Source organism: Streptococcus sp. VTCC 12905 (assembly GCF_049893385.1).
In the GTDB taxonomy this organism is placed as follows: domain Bacteria; phylum Bacillota; class Bacilli; order Lactobacillales; family Streptococcaceae; genus Streptococcus; species Streptococcus suis_AA.
The window spans coordinates 14372-33512 of sequence record NZ_JBMVJC010000025.1 but is presented as its reverse complement, the minus strand read 5'-3'; the positions used below and the strand labels follow the sequence as shown (position 1 = coordinate 33512).

Genomic DNA, 19141 nt, shown 5'->3' with positions numbered 1-19141 from the left:
TACACCTTATGCTGCACGATGTCGTGCAGCGTAAGAAATTTTATACACTAGTGTTACAAAAATGCTTGACTAGGTCAGAATGAATATATTACTCCACTTAGCTCAGACTCCTTCCAATCGGTCTTCGCTGTCACTCGCCTTCTCGGGAAGTCCTTGCATAGATGGAACATATACTTCTTCGGTCGCTTTGCTTCCTCACGATCTTAACAATATTTTCGATCTTTGTTTATAACTCCCGAGCACAAGCATTTTAATATTATTTTTCTCCTAACCATGTCTCAAAATTTGAGACTAATTCCTGTACCTCATTAAAAAATCTGCTGGTATGGTAACCGTCGCAAACCGCATGATGCACCTGTACAGACATAGGTAATAAAATTTTATTATCCTGCTGAAAATACTTACCCATAGTAAAAATAGGGATTAGATATGTTGCATCATTATATATATTCAAGTTGAATCCGGTAAAATTCACCCAAGGAATGCTGGACACATTAATTGTGTTAGCAGGTTGACCTGCCTTAGGCATGAAATTCATAACGTCGCTATAGTTTCTGATATCCTCAAGGTAATTATAGTAGAAACGTGGGAAGTTCTCGTCATACTCTGTCCAAATACTTGAAAAAGTTTCGTTATCCTTATGAAAGATAGTATAACTTGGGTTCATACTATCCCAGTATCCTAACTTACCGTTTTGATCAAAACTGGTGCGGAACTCCTTGTGACGATTAACTACAGTTGTGATGATATAAATAAGCGTAGGGTACAGTTTCAGGCCCTTAAGTTTAATTTCACGCAGTAAACTAGTTATCTCTAAATTTGCAGTCATACTGTAAGTGCACCTTACCGCATTTAAATAATGCTCAAAGTATGGCTTTCTATTCCAATCCTCTATATCTATCAAATTAAATTTCATAAATTAGCCTCCTAAAATTTTATTATTTAATTTTAGAAGGCTAATTTAACTGCCATCATCATCTTGCAACCTCCTGCTATCCAAGCATCTATATTTATAAGCAAGTCCATTATACCATATAGAATCATGTAAATCAAATAGGGTCATAGAATATAAAACAAATACACTTGCTACTACAAATATATCCTTTATTAATTCGTGTTATTCCACCAATACGAATCAGCATGATATGTAATTGTTAGTTATACGGATTATCCTCAGCTGCTTCTTGCAATCCTTTGAGAATTTGCCACCATTGCAAAGCATCTTTCTCTAGCTGCTTTATAAAAGCATTCTTACGTAGCCTTCAATATCATCTGGAAATCGAAAAGCCAGTTTCATCTTTAATTCACCATACTCTAAAGCGATGTCAGGATGTGTACGCAGAAAGTCCCTTACCGCTATATGCCTATTAATATCTTTGTGATTGCTTTGCTCAAAAATATGAATCTGGTGTGTTCTATTATCGCCACCCTTGCGGAAATATCTCCGTCTTTCAACACCAAATTCACCCATACACTCATATCCAATGGCTACAAATTCTTCGTTATGCTTATCAACCAAACTAATATTTGTCACTACAGGCATTATATCAATGATTGGCTTAGCGGATAACCCTTTAACTGCTGTACTACCAATATGGTAAATCTCCACCAATATATCCTTCAATATGTTCCTTATCATCTGTGATTCATTTTCATACTCTACTTCCCAAAAGGGGTCATACGGAACTACTCGTATAAACAATATTAAACCTCCAATCTCGTTCTCAACGAATAATATTTACGACATTTTTACGAAGGGCAGCCTGTTTCGGCTCCTCTGCAGCATAACCCATAACGACAGACCCGTAAACAATATGATTTACGGGAACATCAAGATCTGATAAAAGCTCACGGATTAAGGGCATGTTTGTGAGTCCTGGCAGCTGATTTAGCCAGCAGGAACCAATACCGAGTGAGTGTGCTGCCAGCATCATATTCCCGATGGCTAATGCTGAATCCGGCATAGAGTTTCCGTTGTCCTTTAAGTTAGAAACAATAATAAAGGTAGGGGCATGATACAGGAAATTTGAACTCTCGTCTTTCGCTTTTTCAACAAGGCTCACAACATAAGGATGCGTTTCTGCTACAACAGGTATAGATATAAGGGTTAGGCGAATAGCCTCATTCACTTTTGCAAGTACACTGGTTTTTTGAATGACTGTAAACTTCCAGCTCTGTGTTCCCATCCCGTTAGGCGCATAGCTTCCCGCTGTTAGAATGGTATTTAAATCCTCCTCTGATATCTGAGTCCCTCTAAAAGTTCGTATGCTTCTTCTTGTTAATATGTTTTCTATTATACTATTCATTGGTAGTCTCCTTCTTTAAAAAAATTATTCTCGTATTTATCGCTATCTCTATTTTTTACAAGCTGCATATAGAAATCGTCCATAACCTATTTCGGCTACATTTTTCATCAATTCTCCATTTAACCATAATGCAGTATCAGCAAAGCTTCTACCCTCAAGTGGCCATTTTGCATACTGCTGTGATTGATATTCTGCATCCGACATATTGATTAATTTTTCAACCCATTTATCATGAAGAGTTTTTATTTCTTCTTTTGCTTTTTCAACACTTCCAGGCCAAGTAATGTCTTCCTTTTTCAAGGTACCATCTCCAAAATTGTAATCTAACGTAGTGCGCCACCAATATATAATATGCCACATAATCCATGCAATACTGGACGGTCCAATCTCGTAACTTTCGATTTCAGGCCAATCTATACTCCATCCATCGTCTTGCCTTCTTATCTGCAGACCCATGGGACTGAATGTCCAAAGTGCCTCTGTCTCCTTTAGATTCTCTGTGTGATAAAGATAAAGTTGCCAGCACATGTCTATCTGAAATAGTATATTCTCTTTTATTTCGATATCTCTCATTGATTTTAATACTCCTTATTAAAATTATTTTAGTATACATTAATTTTTGCCAAAGAAAAAAAGTCTTTATACTTTTTAACAATGGAGTCGCCAGCCAGAACAGACTATACTGACCAGCGACTACCTTAAATTTAATGTTTCAGATTTATTTTCTTATCTCTAATTTCATAAACTACATCAGCTACATTTTCGAGTAATCGTTTATCGTGGGTGATAAACACGATAGTTCCGGTGTACTCCTTCATTAGTATTTCCAAAGCCTCTAAACTTGGTATGTCAAGGAAGTTACTGGGTTCATCCATTATTAGGATGTTATAGCTACCCATGAGCATTTTAGCAAGCAACAATTTTATAATTTCTCCACCGCTTAAAACAGATAAACTTTTTCCAATATCGTTCTGTTTGAACCCCATAGATGCTAGCACAGAACGAATTTCTGATATATTGTAATCACAATCCTTCCGCATAAACTCCATAACATTCTGATTACTGTTGTACTTGTAACCATTCTGTGCAAAGTAACCTATTTTTGCCTTAGGTGAAATAGAAATTCCTTCTTCATGGTTTAAGATCATTTGGATTAAAGTTGTTTTTCCGGTTCCATTACCACCCGTTAACGCCACTTTTGCTCCTAGCGGAATTTGAAAAGATGCATTTTCAAACAGTGCCTTATCCCCAAATACTTTATTAATTTCCGCACCGACTATAGGGTATGGATTATGGAGCTCCAATGCTTTACTTTGCCTGAAACGAATTCTGCGAATGCCTTCCGGAGCTTCTACTTTTCCTAATGCCGCAATCCTGTTCTCTAGGGATTTAGCGGCATTATGCATCTTTTTTTCCTTACTTCCTATTGATTTTTGATGAGCTAAACGCCCTCCGCCTTCAGTACTTTTTTTCTTTGAAGAACCTTTTGCCTTCTGTTCTATTTTACGAGCCTGTTTTCGCTTTTCCGCCGAAGCCCTTTCCAATCGAGCACGTTCCGCAATAAATTGTTCGTATTCTGCAGCTTGGCTCTTACGTTCTTCCTCTTTCTGACGAAGATAATCAGAATAGTTTCCCCAATACTCAGTGATTTTGCCATCTTTCAGTTCCCATATTTTATCTACTATTTCATCAAGAAAATAGCGGTCATGGCTAATAACTAACAGTGCACCTGTAAAATATTTTAGCTGTCCTATTAGAAAATCAATTCCTTCACGGTCTAAATGGCTCGTAGGTTCATCCGCTAAAATACCATGAACCTGTGCCGATAAGGCCTGTGCTATTTTAAGCCTTGTTTCTTCACCACCGCTCATGGTCTGTATATTTAATTGCTCAACACCTAGCTTGCCTACAAGTGCAAAATCTTTTTCCTCCTGCAGAGTTACTTCGTCCAACTGGGGAATATAGGCAAGTTCACCCAGACGATTCATTTTACATCCTGGTGGAATTAAATCTCCTAAAAGTACCTTGAGTAAAGTGCTTTTTCCAGCACCATTTGCTCCTACTAAACCAATACGGTCATAATCAAATACTTCTAATTCATTTATATCTAAAACATCGCGTCCTTTGAATTCAACACGAATGTCTTTTACTTTTAATATTAATTCCATAACATTTCCTCCTGTCTATAATCGCATGTTTTCTTTTGCTTGTACGCAGGGAAAACCCTGCGATTTTAGCAGGAAGAATTACATAAAAATTAAATACATAAATATGGTACCTCCTATGAATTTTGTTTTAAATCTAATTTTCTAACCTCAGTTATCATTGGGCAAACTATTGCAATGCAAATAATAAAAATACCTGATAGTAAAAACCAATGATTTACACCGATTCTTTCAGCAAAGAATCCAGAAAGAATTAACCCAATTGGCATAGCAAGAGACATGATACTTCCAGTTAAAGAAAATACACGTCCTAAATATTCAGGCATAATTTTCTCCTGATAAAGAGCTGTTTGCACACCGCTGTAAAACGGAACAGAAAGCCCCATTATTGCACAGCAGACTACAAATATGAAAAATCCACTTTGGGGAAGTAATCCTGAAATGGTTAAGCTTATCCCCATCATAAAAATGGATGTCGTTATTAATAAGATTCGCTTTTGGTAATTCCCAAATAACCCTAATAATAGACCCCCTATCAACATTCCAGATGCAAAGGAAATTTCCGTAATAGAAATATGCACAGGTGTTCCATTAAAGTAATCTATGCTTATTAAAGGGAATAGTGCATTAATTGGCATATAAACAAACATATATAATGTTCCAACGAGTAATAAAGCAAATAATCCTTTATTTTGCCGTAGTACAGCCATTCCTTCTTTCATTTCTCTTATGAAATTTGGGTCCAAACTTTGCACGCGATCACCCAGCTTAGGAATACGTACAATTGCTACCGTAATAGATGCAAGCACAGCACCCAATACATCGATGGCAATAATAGCATTTAGTTCCCAAACGGAGTATAAGAGTGCTGCAACCGCCGGACTAACAATATAGCTTATAGACTGCAAAGACTGACTATAGCCTGCACATTTCGTAAGCTGTTCTTCTGGTACTAAAAGTGGCGTAACCGCATTGAGAGCCGGGGTGTGAAAAGCTGTTCCAATGCTACGGATAAACAATACTATCATAACCATCCAGACAGGTAGCTCCATATAGAATGCAACAATAGTAAGCACCGAACCAGCTGCTGCGATAATTAAATCAGCACCAATCATTATCTTCTTCCTATCATGACGATCCACTAGCACACCAATTGCAGGTCCAAAGACCGCATAGGGTAAAAAACCTAATAGTGAAGCCATAGACAAGACCATCGCGGATCCAGTTTTTTCTGTAAGGTAAAAAATAATCGCCATTTGCAAGATGGCACTAGTGATTAATGATACTGCTTGCCCTGCCCATATTGTATAAAACTTAAGTTTCCAATTGTTGTATTTTTCCATTTATATTATCTCCTGCATATTATTTTGCTTAAATTTCTATTTTGAATAGTATTCTAGGCAATAAAAAATGCAGGCCTAAATCCACAATGTGGCTTTTGGTCTGCAAACATACATTTTGAAACATTCATATTAAAGACATAGTTAAATAAAGGTATAGTTAAATAACCAATATCCTCACCGTAACTAATAAATGCTCAATATCGTATAAATAAGCACAACAAAAAAGCCTATCATCGGGTATAGATTCTGCTTTTTTTATTGCCAGCTTATCGTAAACGCATTGAGGCTGTCATTGTTTCGGTTCCTCCTACATCTTAGTTTATATCAATCTATAGTATAACACAACAAGATGATTTGTTCAATCTAAAAATTATGGAATGAGTCTCATACTTCCAATTCGATGCCAGATTTAATGGATTTGACGAAAGTTTACTTTGGAGTAATAATATGACAGGAATTTTTGCTTCTGACTCATCTATCACTACTCGACAATACTGGTCTTTCGTATACCAAAGATGGTTATAGGTAGGAATCATTGGTATTCTTTTTTTAACATGGAAGCTCTTGCAAGAATATAAAAATGGCAGGAATACAATAGTTGTACTCCTACCAATAATTTTTATCTTCGTTCCTTACTATCTATTGTCGTTTTTACGAAAGTCAGATAGTTCCTCAAAATCCTTCAACTCAAAAAAAAAGCTTTATCTTCAGGAATGTGAATCCCCTCTACCCTATAACGCTTATCAGATTTCCATTCACTCATGATTGTTAAGAGTGTTTCTTTTAAATTTTTATGACCTACCTGAACAATACCTTTTTGCTCCCCAACAGGTTTTGAAAAAGAAAATGCTCCCCTAGTTTTTGCCCGACAAACTTGTATACCCATTACCTTTGTATCCTTATTAAAAGCAACAAGTACATGTGCTGTGTATTCTAAAGATTGGACAATTCCTTTACTAAATGTAACAAAGTTCTTGTTCACCGTCATACTATAATCTGATGAGTAACGTTCAACATTAACAAGCTTAAACATCAATTTAGGTATATGGAAATAGAGTTATTAATTGTTTTTTATACTCCTCACTCAAAGAAAAAAGCCTTGCAAGGCTTTTTCCTTTATCATACTAAGTATATGGAAACCATGTTTCCAATGTTACAGTTATGGATTAAAACCTAAAACAAACTTTAGCATTCCTATAGTTAGTATCATTGGAAACTATCTTAATTCAAATGCTAAACTAAAATTATCCACGCTCAGTTACTGTCGACTTTTACATTTAGTTTTCATAAAAGATAAAATCTGTAATTCGTTTAGCTGCCTTTGTCGTTGCTTTATCTATATCTTCTTTATCCCAAGTTTCTTTTGGATAATTTGTTAATGATTTAGCAATTACATACTGGCTTCCAACATATCCCTTTTTGTCTGCAATCGTGTACATTTTTTTGGTTCTAAACCAACTATCCCCAATTGCTCGATTGATATCAGCTTCTAAAAGAATCTTATTCCCCAACTTTTCAGCATACTCTTTAAATTCTGAAGCATCTGTAAAACCAGCATCTGTCATAATATTCTCTCGATTTTGACCGCTTTGGGACATAATATGTTCAATATCTACTTGATTTGAGATACTAAAAAGTTCTCCTTTTTCCTTTGCATAAAGGTAGTCGTTTAAATAGACCAAAGATGTTGGAACACCACTCTCCAATAAAGTCTCTTCAATTTCTTGCCTATTAAATTCACTAGCAATGTGTTTCTTCATTTCTGAAATAATTTCTTCTGGAGCAACATCCTTCTTACTAAATTTAAGATTAATTTTCTCTAAGAAGCCTTTAAATTTAGAACTACTATAAGGACTTTCTGATAAATCAAGTAATGCACCAAGTTTTATTAGGTAAATCAAAAACTCATTCTCACCACCTTTGTAAAATTGAAAACTCGTGGCAAAGGGTTTTAAATTGTTATTGAATTTATCAAGAATCATCCCCTCTGGACTGTCTGAATAAGACTCAAAAATAGTTAATATTTGATCTAACTCCATTGTGAATAGAACATCTTCTCTTAACAACTGATTATTCTTATTGAAAAAAGCAGATATACCTGGGTTTCTAGTTTCAGATTGGAATTGTGCCAATTTGACAAAGATATAGTGCGTTATTAAACTGTTCAAATTTAAACGCGAATGATCAGTTTTCTCAACAATACTCCGCCAGTTTTCTTCAAAGACCTTTGGTTCTTTAGCATTAGCAGTTGTTTGAGAAACAATAACTTCGATAGGTGTTAAGGGCAAGCCTGTACCGTTCAACGAATTAAAGATATTAATGGCCTGATTAGTATTATAACTGGTAATGGCAATGACCTGACAATACCTAACAAAATGCTCAGCAAATTCAGCGAGTTGTAAATTATTTTTAGTTTCTAATTCTCTATAAAAATATCGGAAATTCTTGAAAAAATTTGTATACTTATTGTCTTTCCGTCGAGGTTTAATTTCTTTAACAGCATTAGTAATGGCAGAATAACTTTCACCCAACAATATCGTCACGAAGTCATCCTTGTGCAGTTCAGAAATTGAATCATTGACATATTTAATATCTATTGGTTGAAGTTGGTACTCATCTCGCTTCGTATAAAGATACTCATCGTCGTCATTTAGATGATAAAGCATTTTGATAATCATCCCCTTTAAGGACATTAATTTATCACGCAAACGCTCACCTTCAAGAGAAGTCGGTGAAATCTTAACCAATTCTTCTTTTATTCTCAAGAGCAGGGCTTTCAAAAGCAACATAAATGTCGTTGTCCTCTGCTGGCCATCAATTAAAGCCACTTCATGCTGTTCACCTGTTTCTTGTGCAATCAAAATAGTACCAAAGAAATAATTGTCTTGGGTATCTTTATCAAAATTTTCTTGATGACGTTCGATATCTTCTATTAATTTTTCACATTGGGATACTTGCCAAGCATATGGACGTTGATAGCTAGGAATGTAAAATTCATTCTTGCTTTCAAAATAAGCCTTAATTGTCTGATTTTCTGAATCGATTTTTTTGTTCATTGTTAATCCTTTCAACTTATCTTCAATCCAAAATTAGAACTCGTCTTTAGTTTATCAAAACTCTCAGAGTTTTTCAAGAAGCATTCGTGTCGTTTCAACTCCAAATTCTGGATTTTGATTATTTGTATCAAAGTCAAAAAATTGTGCTAATTGAGTCAAAGAATATCGATTTAATTCTGGGTAAGTCTTCCGTACTAATTCTAGTGAATCAATCACTGGTTGATTCAAGGCTTGAAAACCATGCTTTTGAAAATAATAATTCAAAAAGTTTACTTCAAACTCAGCATTATGGGCAACAAGAGTCAAACTACCACAAAATACTTGAAAGTCATTTAACACCTGCTCCTCAGGTTCTCCCACCTTAATCATTTCATTGGTTATTTTCGTCACATCAGTCATAAACTCTGATAATTCGCCCTGCAATTTGACAATTCTTCTAAACCGTTCAACTATCTCTCCTTTTTCAATTTTGATAGCAAAGATTCCAAGCAAAGATGAATCTTTTGGAGATAGACCTGATGTCGCGATGTCAAATACCACATAGTCACCTAATTGGAAATCATTTTTTTGTACTTCCTGAACCATTTTCACCTACTTCTTCACTACACTAGCATTTGGAATATTTTTTGCATAAAATTCAGCTGATTGTTTGTCGTAGAAGCCTTGAGCAATCATATTGCCAAATTGATCAACAACGATCCATTCTTGCATGCTAATCATCTCCTTTCTATTTGAGTAAAATCTATTTAACATTTCATTGAGTTTCTGAAACCATACTCGTTGTTAGTCCCCATTGTAACCGTTTCTGTAATTTGCTAGAAACTTCCAGGCTATTTGGGAAAATAGTTGATGTAATAACCAATTGTTTTTTGTTTTCTTCAATTAGCATTGCGAGTTGCTCTTCAAGAATGTCATCTTTAGGCAATAGATTCAAATCATCAATTAAGATATAGTCAAATTCGGAATTTATAAGATTTTCTACTAAATGATAGGTTAAACTTTCTGCTGATAACAAGATTACCTTATTTTGTTCAGATAGTAGGGCATTGTTTGTAGCATTTAGCAAATGAGATTTCCCAACTCCCTCTTCGCCGTAAATATAGACTGGATTGTAGCGTTTTTTGTCCGCGACAACAGCTTTTAATGCTGCTAAAGCCCAAGTATTTCTATCATTGACCGAAAAATTCTCAAACGTCTGATTCTTGTTAAGTAGTTTCATCTTTTATACCTCTTCTTTCTTGATAAGTTTATTATAAAAGATTCCATAGACAATATTTGTCCACCTATTCTATTTATCATAATTCTGTTGCATTTTTTTGAGAAAATTCTTCATGTCGTCCACTAAAATTGCAGGTGAAAGCACTGTCAAAGCATCTGCTTGACTCAACAACCATCGTTTCAATCCTGGTGTGTCTTGACTGATAAATTCAAACATAGCTCCGTCTGGTGTACGTTCAATAATCCTAGCAGTTGGAAATTGATCCGTTACAATGGTAGGGTCATAGGCAAATTGAACTCTAATCGTCAACTCTCGTCCCATAAATGAATCGACACGTTTATTCCGTACTTCTCCATCACGAAACTTTTTCCCATAAGAAATCTGCGGTTTCTTTTCTTTTGATACTTTCCAATCTATAATTCTATCCAATTTTAAGGTCATATATGACTCAAAAGTCAAATTATATGCCACAACATAAAAGTAATGTACATCATAGTATAGGGATACAGGAAGAATGGTATGCTGCTTTTCACTATTGTAAGGCGATTGATACCGAATCTCTAGAACTAGCTCTTTTCGTATTATTTCCGACCATTCCCAGATTTTATCAATTCGATTTTGAGTATCAGACAATGGCGCATAATTTAGTAGTTCACTCGCAATAATTTGATAAACCTCTTTTTGTTCCTCTTTAGAGATTAAAGCTAACAAACTATCGATCAGAGACTTATTTTCGTCTTTGTTCAAAGAACGGTTTTCTAATAAAATCTTTGATATTACCAAAATATCCTTTTTATTAAATAATGATTTGCCTTTTAGATAACGTGTATGGTATTTCGCATCATAGGCAAGTTCCGCTGCAACTATAGGCTGAGATTCCAAGTAATGACCTAATAGAGAAAAATCTCTCTGTATTGTTTTTTCACTAACTCCAAACTCATGTGCTAACTGTAACTTAGAAAGATGAGCACCTGATTGCAAACGTAGAAAAATCGTTAGTAAGCGTTCTTGATCGTTCATATTTACCTCAATTCCTTAGAAACATTATAACACCTCAAGTAGTCCCTATTCAATGATTTCCCGACTTTTTCAAGGTTAATATTTTTACAAAAAACGATTCAAATCCTTGTAAAAATAAAGCTTTACCGTCCCAAGTCTCCCGTTCTGATTCTTTCTAATAATTAGCTCCGTCAGATTACATTCCGCCTGACAGACTGTTTTCTCTTGGTAGTAGTCATCACGATAGAGAAAAGCGATAATATCAGCATCCTGCTCCATACTGGCCTCTAACTCCCGCAAATCACTCGAAATCGGCCTCTTGTCCTCCCGTTGCTGAACGCTACGACAGACCTGAGACAGAGCGATAACTGGCACTTTCAATTCCTTAGCAAGGATTTTCAACTGATGTACGATTTCAGATACTTCCTGCTGACGATTTTCCAACCGTGATCCTTGGATTAGCTGGAGATAGTCAATGATAATTAACCCTAGCCCGTTCGGCTTATTGGCTAAACGCCCTACCTTATCCCTAATATCTGTAACCCTTAATCCGACTGAGTCATCAATAAAAATAGGAAAATCTGTCAGCTGACTATGAACAATGGAAAGCCTCTTCAAGTCCTCAACCGTTTTTTTCCGTGTAATGGTATGTTGCTGTGTGTGTTCCTCCTGATTAGCTAGGAGTCGTTTTACGAGGATTTTCTCCTGCGTCTCAAGAGAAAAGAATACTACAGCTTTTTTCGAACTTCGAGCCACATTTTGAGCTATATTTAGAGCAAAAGCTGTTTTCCCAATTGCAGGACGAGCTGCCAAGATGATTAGCTGCCCCTCATGCAAACCAGTTGTTAACTTATCAAAGTCATAAAAGCCTGTCTCCAAGCCACTACATTTTAATTCCTTCAACTTTTCAGCTTCGAATTTCATCATTTTTGACCACCTCTAATAGTTTATTGATGATATGAGTTTACAAAAAAGAGTGGACAAATTTTGTCTACTCTTGACCTTTAAAATAGTTTTTTTAAAATCGATTTGAAGTTGCCTAAATTATTACTTATTCGGTAAAATGAAGTATTGCTTTCAACAGATTTCCTTCAACTACACTTCACTTGATTCAAACAAGGTGGGTACGTTTTCTATTCCCACAAACTCCTTGTCAATGGAAACAAATACGTACCCACAGGGTAAATGGAAATAGTTTTTGATAATTTCTAGCTATCACTTCTACTCACTCCAAAAAATTCCTCACTCTGATACTTACCCCAATACGACAAAAAGCCTTGGTTTCAAGGCTTTTCAGTATCCCTTTCGTTCAAAGGTTTCTAGGCTTCTACGAGCAGAGCAACACACTCGACGTGATGCGTATTTGGAAATAAATCTGTCGGCTGTACTTTGGTTAATCGATACCCTAACTCTTCATAGAGCTTTACATCACGCGCCATCGTGGCTACATTACAGGAAATGTAGACAATTTTTTCAGGCTCAACAGATGCACTGGCACGGATAAAACTATCGGACAAACCTTTTCTTGGCGGATCAACAAAGATAACAGTCGGTTTAATGCCAGCCATCACCCATTTTTTCATAGCCGATTCAGCGCTATCACAGACGTAGGTAACATTCTCAATACCATTTCTAGCGGCGTTTTTCTGGCTATCAAGGACAGCCCTTTCAACCATTTCCACTCCATAAACATGCTTGACTTGTCTTGCAAAAGATAGACCGATCGTCCCGATACCAGAATAGGCATCAATTACAACATCATCTGCCGATAGTTCAGCAAAGTCAATAGCCGTTTGATATAGTTTTTCAGCCATTTCAGTATTGACTTGATAGAAAGAAGGGGCTGAAATTTCAAATTCATTGCCCAACATCGTATCAACTATTGTTTCACTACCGTACAAGAGGCGGAAATCTTGACCGAATATCGCATTGGTGTTCTGATCGTTGATATTCTGAATTACAGAGACAAGATTCGGGAACTGACTGGTCAAGCGTTCGATTAAGGTTTCAATACGAAAAATCTTTGGCCTGGTTGTCACGATGATCAACATGAGTTGCCCTGAATAATGGCCACGACGAACGACAATGTTTCTGACCAGACCAGTTTGTTCTATTTCATCGTAAGGCTTTAAATCCAGTTGACGCATAAGATTACGAGTAGCCAAAATCAAGGCATCAATTTCCTTGTGCTGAATATAAAAATCTTCAATTGGCACTAAATCATGAGAATTTTTTCGGAAAAAACCTGTTTCTAATTGGCCGTTGACACGACGAACAGGCACAGCTGCCTTGTTACGGTAAGCCACAGGATGATTCATCCCGATTGTATCGTTCACCTCAATATTTGAGATACCTGCAATCTTTCTCAAACTAGTTTCAACTTGCTTTCTCTTAAATTCAAGTTGAGCAGCATAATTCAAATGACCCAAATCAGCAATACCTGTTCTTAAATAGGTCAAATCAAGGCTCTGATTGCGATTTGGTGAAAAGCTCAGCCATTCTTCCACCTTACCAAACCCAATATTTTTCTTCAGTTTTAAAATTTTCATCCGAATATTTTCACCCGGTAGAGCATTGTCTACAAAAAAGACAAATCCGTCTAATTTTGCGACACCTTGTCCCTCATGGGTCAGGTCAATTATTTCTACTTCAACAATATCATTTTTCTTAAACATAGTTCTACTTTCTATTTTGGGCACTAAAAAAGTGACCGAAGTCACTTCTAGTATACCATATTTCCTAACGCAAGCCCAATTCTGCTAAGCGTTGTTGATAATTATCAAAATCAATTCGTAAAGCCATACCACCAAACATATCATAATCATCAATCCAATCTCCATTTTCAGGGATGGTCATTCGTTCAATACCATTTGCGGCATCTAAAACAATGCCAGGACCTTGTAACCACATAAAACTTTGTGGAACTGTTGTAGGCGTCATTGCGACAACTTTCCCTATTGCCTCAGAACCAGAAAATAGTTTCATTGGATTTTTTGCCTGTGACATGACTGCTGACAACACCTGCTGCTGACGTCTAGTTCGACCAAAGTCCCCCTCATCATCGTAACGATAACGGGCATAGTTTAAAAGTGTTTTTCCGTCCATCTGTTGCACGCCTACTTGAATAGTCTGGTAGGCAGGTGCATTCTCCTCAAGTCCTAAGTCATTAGGAACTTCAACAGAACTGACTTCTTCTCCATCAATTGTAGAGAACTGCGCGTCTATTGTAACTCCCTCAGGGAAAAGTGTATCAATTGTGGTAGCAAATGTTGCAAAATCAACCATTGCATAATATTGAATATCAATGTCAAAATTATCCTTTAAGGTCTTACGTACTTGTTCAGCACCCTGTTGATTATCTTGCTCACCTAGGGTATAGGCGTTATTTAATTTGTATTCGTAACCATCAATATCCACCAAGGTATCACGCATGAAACTGACGAGTTTAACCTTATTGTCCTTATTATTGACGTTCAAGACCATTATGGTATCGGTACGGGTTTCACCAGAATTTTCACCAAGGCGCCCATCAGTCCCCAAAATCAGGATGTTTGTTCCATCAGCTGTCTTTACACCATTAAATACTTCGGCAACTGGTTTCTCGCTAACGCTGTTCACACCTTTGAAAAAATTATAGCCCATCGCTCCAATGACAATCAACAAAGCAAGAATCAAATAAAAGAAAAATCGTTTCAACCGACCGCGTTTTCTAGGTTTTTTCTGTTTTTTCAACTTGATTTTAGGTGCTGTTTTTTCTGGTTGTATCCGCTTTTGGGGCTGCTTTCTGCTTCTTGATCTACGTTCAGGATACTGAGGTAGGATAGATTCCTGTTCAATATCATCATCAAAGTAATCACTCTCAAAATCATCCTCATAAGCAGATCCTACATGACGTGTCTTCGGTTGTTGAGGAGCTGCATGACGATCTCTAAGCTCTTTTTTATACAGTAAATACTCTAATTCACGACTCTCTTTTTCGTTTAAATAGTGGATATTTTTTTGTAAATAATCTAACCTCAATTGTTCATGATGGGTTAGGATACTATCATTATTATTCATTTGTCTCATTTCATCCTAGCTGGTCATATAAACCAGGTAATTCCCTAGTATTTTACATGATATTCCTAAACTAGTCAATTCATCTTGTGAATAAGCTAGCAATTCATCGGATTGATGATCAATATCTAATATGAAAAAATACTCTCCCAGTGCTGTTTTTAAAGGACGACTTTCTATTTTTGTTAGGTTAATCCCGCGCCATGAAAAAACAGACATTGCTTTATAGAGGGCACCCGGTAAATTATCTGGCAAGGTCAGTGCTAAGCTAACTTTTTGTGCCACCTTTCTCAACTGTATATCTGGAGCTACTGTTCCCAAGATCCAAAAGCGGGTAAAGTTTTCACTAATTTCCTGGATATCTTGTCCAATCACCACCAAACCATACTCATCTGCAGCAGCATGAGGAGCAATGGCAGCGAATGGTTGGTCCGCATGTTCAGCGACAAATCGAGCCGCGTAAGCAGTACTTGCCGTAACTTCAATCCGAGCCTGAGGGAAATGCTCTTGAATGTATTTTTTCCCCTGAGCAATAGCTTGAGGATGGGAATAAATCACTTCAATTGATTTATGTGCATCGGTTGCCAATAACTGCTGAGCAATTGGTTGAACGATTTCTGCAACTGCATGTATTTCTGCCTGATGAAAAAGATAGTCTATGGTCTCATGGACACTTCCTTCAATCGAGTTTTCTACTGGAATGACGGAATAGGTAACTTTTCCATTTTCATAAGCTTTAATCACTTCTGTAATCGTTCCGAAGGCCTTCAAATCAGCAGTAGGAAATGCCTCCTGGGCAACTTGATGGGTGAAGGAACCACGAGGTCCCAAATAGGCTACTTGCATAGAATTTTCCTTGCTACTTGTTCTGGACATACATGATCTGTATCAATAACTGTTGTTGCCAATCCTTGATAAAGTGACATCCGTTCTTGATAAATGGCTTTAAATTCATCTTTGCTATGTTGCAAAAAGAGTGGCCTTAGAGATTGATCATCCATGCTAATTCTCTGATAAGCAACCTCAAAGGAGGCTGTAAGAAGTACATTATTATCCTTATTTTCCAGCAATAACTTCCTGTTTACTTCAGATTTTACAACACCACCACCTGTTGAAACAATGCAATCTGCTGGTAATGTTAATAATTCTTTTAGCACCTCGGTCTCAATCTGTCGAAAAGCCGTTTCTCCCTTCAGACTAAAATAATCAGCGATTGACATACCAATCCGTTCCTCTATGATCTGGTCCATATCATAGACTGGGAGTTCTAACAAACTGGCAGTTGTAGTTTTCCCAACCCCCATAAATCCTAGCAATACGATTGGCATATTTACTCCTAATCAATCAAACTATTTAAGTGTTCAAAGAAAGCAGGGTAGCTTGTATTGATCGCTTCCGCTCTCTCTAACTCAACTTCTCCATTTTTAGCCAACAATGCAGCGATAGCTGTCATCATACCAATACGATGATCACCAAAGGTATTGACAGTAGCACCATGTAAAGATGTTGGTCCATGAATAATCATACCATCCTCAGTCGGCTCAATATTCGCGCCCATGCTATTTAAAGCATCCGCAACAACTTGAATTCGATCTGTTTCTTTAACCTTGAGTTCCTCAGCATCCCGAATCACAGTTGTACCATTTACTTGAGTTGCTAATAAGGCGATAATAGGCAATTCATCAATTAAACGTGGAATTAATTCCCCACCAATTTCTGTGGCATGTAGGTCTGAATATTCAACTGTAATGGTGGCAGATTTAGCGAGTTCATCAACATTCGACAAGGTCATTTTCCCGCCCATGGCCTTAATTACATCTAAAATTCCTGTACGCGTCTCGTTAATACCAACATTTTCTAGTGTAATCTTTGATCCTGGAACAACCAACCCAGCAACCAACCAGAATGCTGCACTTGAAATGTCACCTGGAACTGTGATTTCTTGCGGTGTAAACTCCTGACCACCTTGAATGCGAATTTCTTTTCCATGAACATCCAATTGCCCACCAAATTGAACAATCATATCTTCCGTATGATTTCGTGTCAGCTCCTTCTCAACGATGACGGATTCCCCATCTGCCTGTAAGGCAGCAAATAGCAGAGCTGACTTAACTTGAGCTGAAGCTACAGGAAGTTTGTAATGAATCGGTTTTAAATGCTTACTACCTTTTATTGTTAAAGGTGGCAAATCACGGTCAGTTTGTCCTGAAATCTCCACACCCATTTGACTGAGTGGAACAGTTACACGATCCATTGGACGTTTGGACAGAGAATCATCACCAAACATGGTTGCCTCGAAGTCCTGACCAGCTAAAACACCTGATATCAAGCGAATCGATGTTCCCGAATTTCCCATGTCCAAATCATTTTTGGGAGCCTGAAAGCCATCAAAACCAACACCATGAATCTCCACAGTGTCCCCTTTATCTTCAATTTCAACTCCAAGATCACGGAAAACTTGCATAGTCGATAGGACGTCTTCTCCTCGAAGAATATCGTGAACTATTGTGACACCCTTAGCCAAGCTACCAAAAATAATCGAACGGTGACTAATTGATTTATCACCTGGAACACGAATGGTCCCCTTTAATTGCCCTACATTGCTTCTTAATCTCATATCCTTACCTCAAAATAGTTTCATTTCCATTTTACCATATTTACAGAATATTTTCTGATTTTTTTGACAATTCGTAGGAAAAATAGGATTTTTCGTGATTTAAAACAAACGTTAAAATGTATTAATAGAAGCCGATCAAGTCTATTCTTATCGGTTTTAGACATCGTTTACCAAACTACATGTTTAAACCTTCATTTCGAAATCAATTCAAAATCGGTCAGTATCTCAGATTTTCATAATCTAGAAAGGAAATATTCTGAATTTGCTGTAAATTTACCGCAGATTCACTAATCTATATTTAAAAATCGTCAGAATAATGATATAATTAGGAAATCTACTAATGAAAGAGGAAGAACTATTGTTTACACCAATCAGCGAAAAAATTAATATCGAACAGGTTCGAGAACATTCTAAATTAGCACCTGAAACACTTGCAAAAAAACAAGCACGAGACCGTGAGCTAGAAGCAATTCTCAAAGGTGAAGACGATCGTCTATTATTGGTCATCGGTCCATGTTCATCTGATAATGAGGAAGCTGTTCTTGATTATGCGCATCGCTTGGCTAAACTCCAAGAGGAAGTCAAGGATAAAATCTTCATGGTCATGCGTGTATATACTGCCAAACCACGTACTAATGGGGATGGCTACAAGGGACTCATGCATCAGCCTGATACAGATGCCGCCCCTAGTCTTATTAATGGAATTAAAGCCGTTCGTAACCTGCACTATCGTGTGATTACGGAAACTGGTTTAACGACTGCTGACGAAATGCTGTATCCTGAAAATCTCCCGCTTGTAGATGATCTAGTTTCCTATATTGCGATTGGTGCTCGCTCTGTTGAAAACCAGCAACACCGCTTTGTTGCTTCTGGTATTGATGTTCCAACAGGCTTGAAAAATCCAACATCTGGAAACCTAAAAGTTATGTTTAATGGAATCTTTGCAGCTCAGAAAAAGCAGTCCTTCCTTTTCAATAATACGGAAGTTGAAACTTCTGGTAACCCACTTGCCCATGTTATTCTCCGCGGGGCAGTGAACGAAAATGGAAAATACCTGCCGAACTACTACTATGATAACCTTTTGGAAACGATTGAGATTTATCAACAATTCGGCTTAAAAAATCCATTTATTTTGATTGATACAAACCATGATAACTCTGGTAAAAACTATTTAGAACAAATACGAATCGTACGCCAAACCTTGATCAACCGAGACTGGAACGAGTCCATCCGCAACTATGTACGTGGATTTATGATTGAATCCTATATTGAGGACGGTCGTCAGGACAATCCAGACATTTATGGCAAATCAATCACTGATCCATGTTTAGGATGGGAAAAAACACAAGAATTAATCCAAGAAATATATAACAGATAGGA

At 36.9% G+C, this 19141-nt stretch carries 18 protein-coding genes; 1 reads left to right on the top strand and 17 read right to left on the bottom strand.

Translation table 11 applies throughout. The features are described from left to right. Positions 1-256: 256 nt before the first annotated feature. From catA to aroA, 17 genes are all read right to left on the bottom strand, one after another. Complete coding sequence (gene catA, locus ACPC58_RS08815; protein WP_061424521.1) at positions 257-916, bottom strand: type A chloramphenicol O-acetyltransferase; 660 nt, start codon at positions 914-916, stop codon at positions 257-259. 321 nt (positions 917-1237) lie between these two features. Beyond that, positions 1238-1702, bottom strand: coding sequence for a GrpB family protein (locus ACPC58_RS08810; protein ID WP_230310989.1), 465 nt, complete (start codon positions 1700-1702; stop codon positions 1238-1240). Positions 1703-1724: 22 nt separating this feature from the next. Beyond that, complete coding sequence (locus tag ACPC58_RS08805; RefSeq protein WP_061424519.1) at positions 1725-2306, bottom strand: nitroreductase family protein; 582 nt, start codon at positions 2304-2306, stop codon at positions 1725-1727. Between the two features lie 48 nt (positions 2307-2354). Beyond that, positions 2355-2879 (bottom strand): DinB family protein, encoded by a 525-nt coding sequence (locus ACPC58_RS08800; protein ID WP_031577803.1) that lies wholly within the window; start codon positions 2877-2879, stop codon positions 2355-2357. 131 nt (positions 2880-3010) lie between these two features. Further along, positions 3011-4474 carry an ABC-F type ribosomal protection protein Msr(D) gene (gene msr(D), locus ACPC58_RS08795; RefSeq protein ID WP_434065819.1) on the bottom strand — a complete coding sequence of 488 codons (1464 nt, stop codon included), beginning with the start codon at positions 4472-4474 and terminating at the stop codon, positions 3011-3013. Positions 4475-4587: 113 nt separating this feature from the next. Then, entirely contained in the window at positions 4588-5814 is a 1227-nt protein-coding gene (gene mef(A), locus ACPC58_RS08790; protein ID WP_434065818.1) for a macrolide efflux MFS transporter Mef(A), read from the bottom strand. A gap of 682 nt (positions 5815-6496) precedes the next feature. Continuing rightward, positions 6497-6802 (bottom strand): hypothetical protein, encoded by a 306-nt coding sequence (locus ACPC58_RS08785; RefSeq protein ID WP_434065817.1) that lies wholly within the window; start codon positions 6800-6802, stop codon positions 6497-6499. 289 nt (positions 6803-7091) lie between these two features. Further along, a complete protein-coding gene (locus ACPC58_RS08780; RefSeq protein WP_434065816.1) occupies positions 7092-8870 on the bottom strand; it encodes a DUF262 domain-containing protein in 1779 nt (592 codons plus the stop codon). A 63-nt stretch (positions 8871-8933) separates the two neighbouring features. Next, positions 8934-9455 carry a 3'-5' exonuclease gene (locus ACPC58_RS08775; RefSeq protein WP_434065815.1) on the bottom strand — a complete coding sequence of 174 codons (522 nt, stop codon included), beginning with the start codon at positions 9453-9455 and terminating at the stop codon, positions 8934-8936. A 169-nt stretch (positions 9456-9624) separates the two neighbouring features. After that, positions 9625-10089: a DnaA ATPase domain-containing protein gene (locus ACPC58_RS08770; protein ID WP_434065814.1), complete on the bottom strand. Its 465-nt coding sequence runs from the start codon at positions 10087-10089 to the stop codon at positions 9625-9627. A gap of 69 nt (positions 10090-10158) precedes the next feature. Beyond that, positions 10159-11109, bottom strand: coding sequence for a helix-turn-helix transcriptional regulator (locus tag ACPC58_RS08765; protein WP_434065813.1), 951 nt, complete (start codon positions 11107-11109; stop codon positions 10159-10161). An 84-nt stretch (positions 11110-11193) separates the two neighbouring features. After that, positions 11194-12015 carry a DnaB-like helicase C-terminal domain-containing protein gene (locus tag ACPC58_RS08760; RefSeq protein ID WP_434065812.1) on the bottom strand — a complete coding sequence of 274 codons (822 nt, stop codon included), beginning with the start codon at positions 12013-12015 and terminating at the stop codon, positions 11194-11196. A gap of 392 nt (positions 12016-12407) precedes the next feature. Further along, entirely contained in the window at positions 12408-13763 is a 1356-nt protein-coding gene (gene rlmD, locus ACPC58_RS08755) for a 23S rRNA (uracil(1939)-C(5))-methyltransferase RlmD (protein WP_434065811.1), read from the bottom strand. Between the two features lie 64 nt (positions 13764-13827). Beyond that, positions 13828-15147 (bottom strand): LCP family protein, encoded by a 1320-nt coding sequence (locus tag ACPC58_RS08750; protein ID WP_434065810.1) that lies wholly within the window; start codon positions 15145-15147, stop codon positions 13828-13830. A 15-nt stretch (positions 15148-15162) separates the two neighbouring features. Then, complete coding sequence (gene pheA, locus ACPC58_RS08745) at positions 15163-15990, bottom strand: prephenate dehydratase (protein WP_434065821.1); 828 nt, start codon at positions 15988-15990, stop codon at positions 15163-15165. Then, positions 15981-16472, bottom strand: a complete 492-nt coding sequence (locus ACPC58_RS08740) for a shikimate kinase (RefSeq protein WP_434065809.1) — start codon at positions 16470-16472, stop codon at positions 15981-15983. The genes pheA and ACPC58_RS08740 overlap by 10 nt, the downstream gene beginning before the upstream one ends. Positions 16473-16480: 8 nt before the next feature. After that, positions 16481-17761: a 3-phosphoshikimate 1-carboxyvinyltransferase gene (gene aroA / locus ACPC58_RS08735; protein WP_434065808.1), complete on the bottom strand. Its 1281-nt coding sequence runs from the start codon at positions 17759-17761 to the stop codon at positions 16481-16483. 340 nt (positions 17762-18101) lie between these two features. On the opposite strand from aroA, the gene ACPC58_RS08730 reads away from it, so the two are divergent. Continuing rightward, a complete protein-coding gene (locus tag ACPC58_RS08730) occupies positions 18102-19139 on the top strand; it encodes a 3-deoxy-7-phosphoheptulonate synthase (protein WP_277836682.1) in 1038 nt (345 codons plus the stop codon). The last annotated feature ends 2 nt before the right edge of the window (positions 19140-19141 follow it).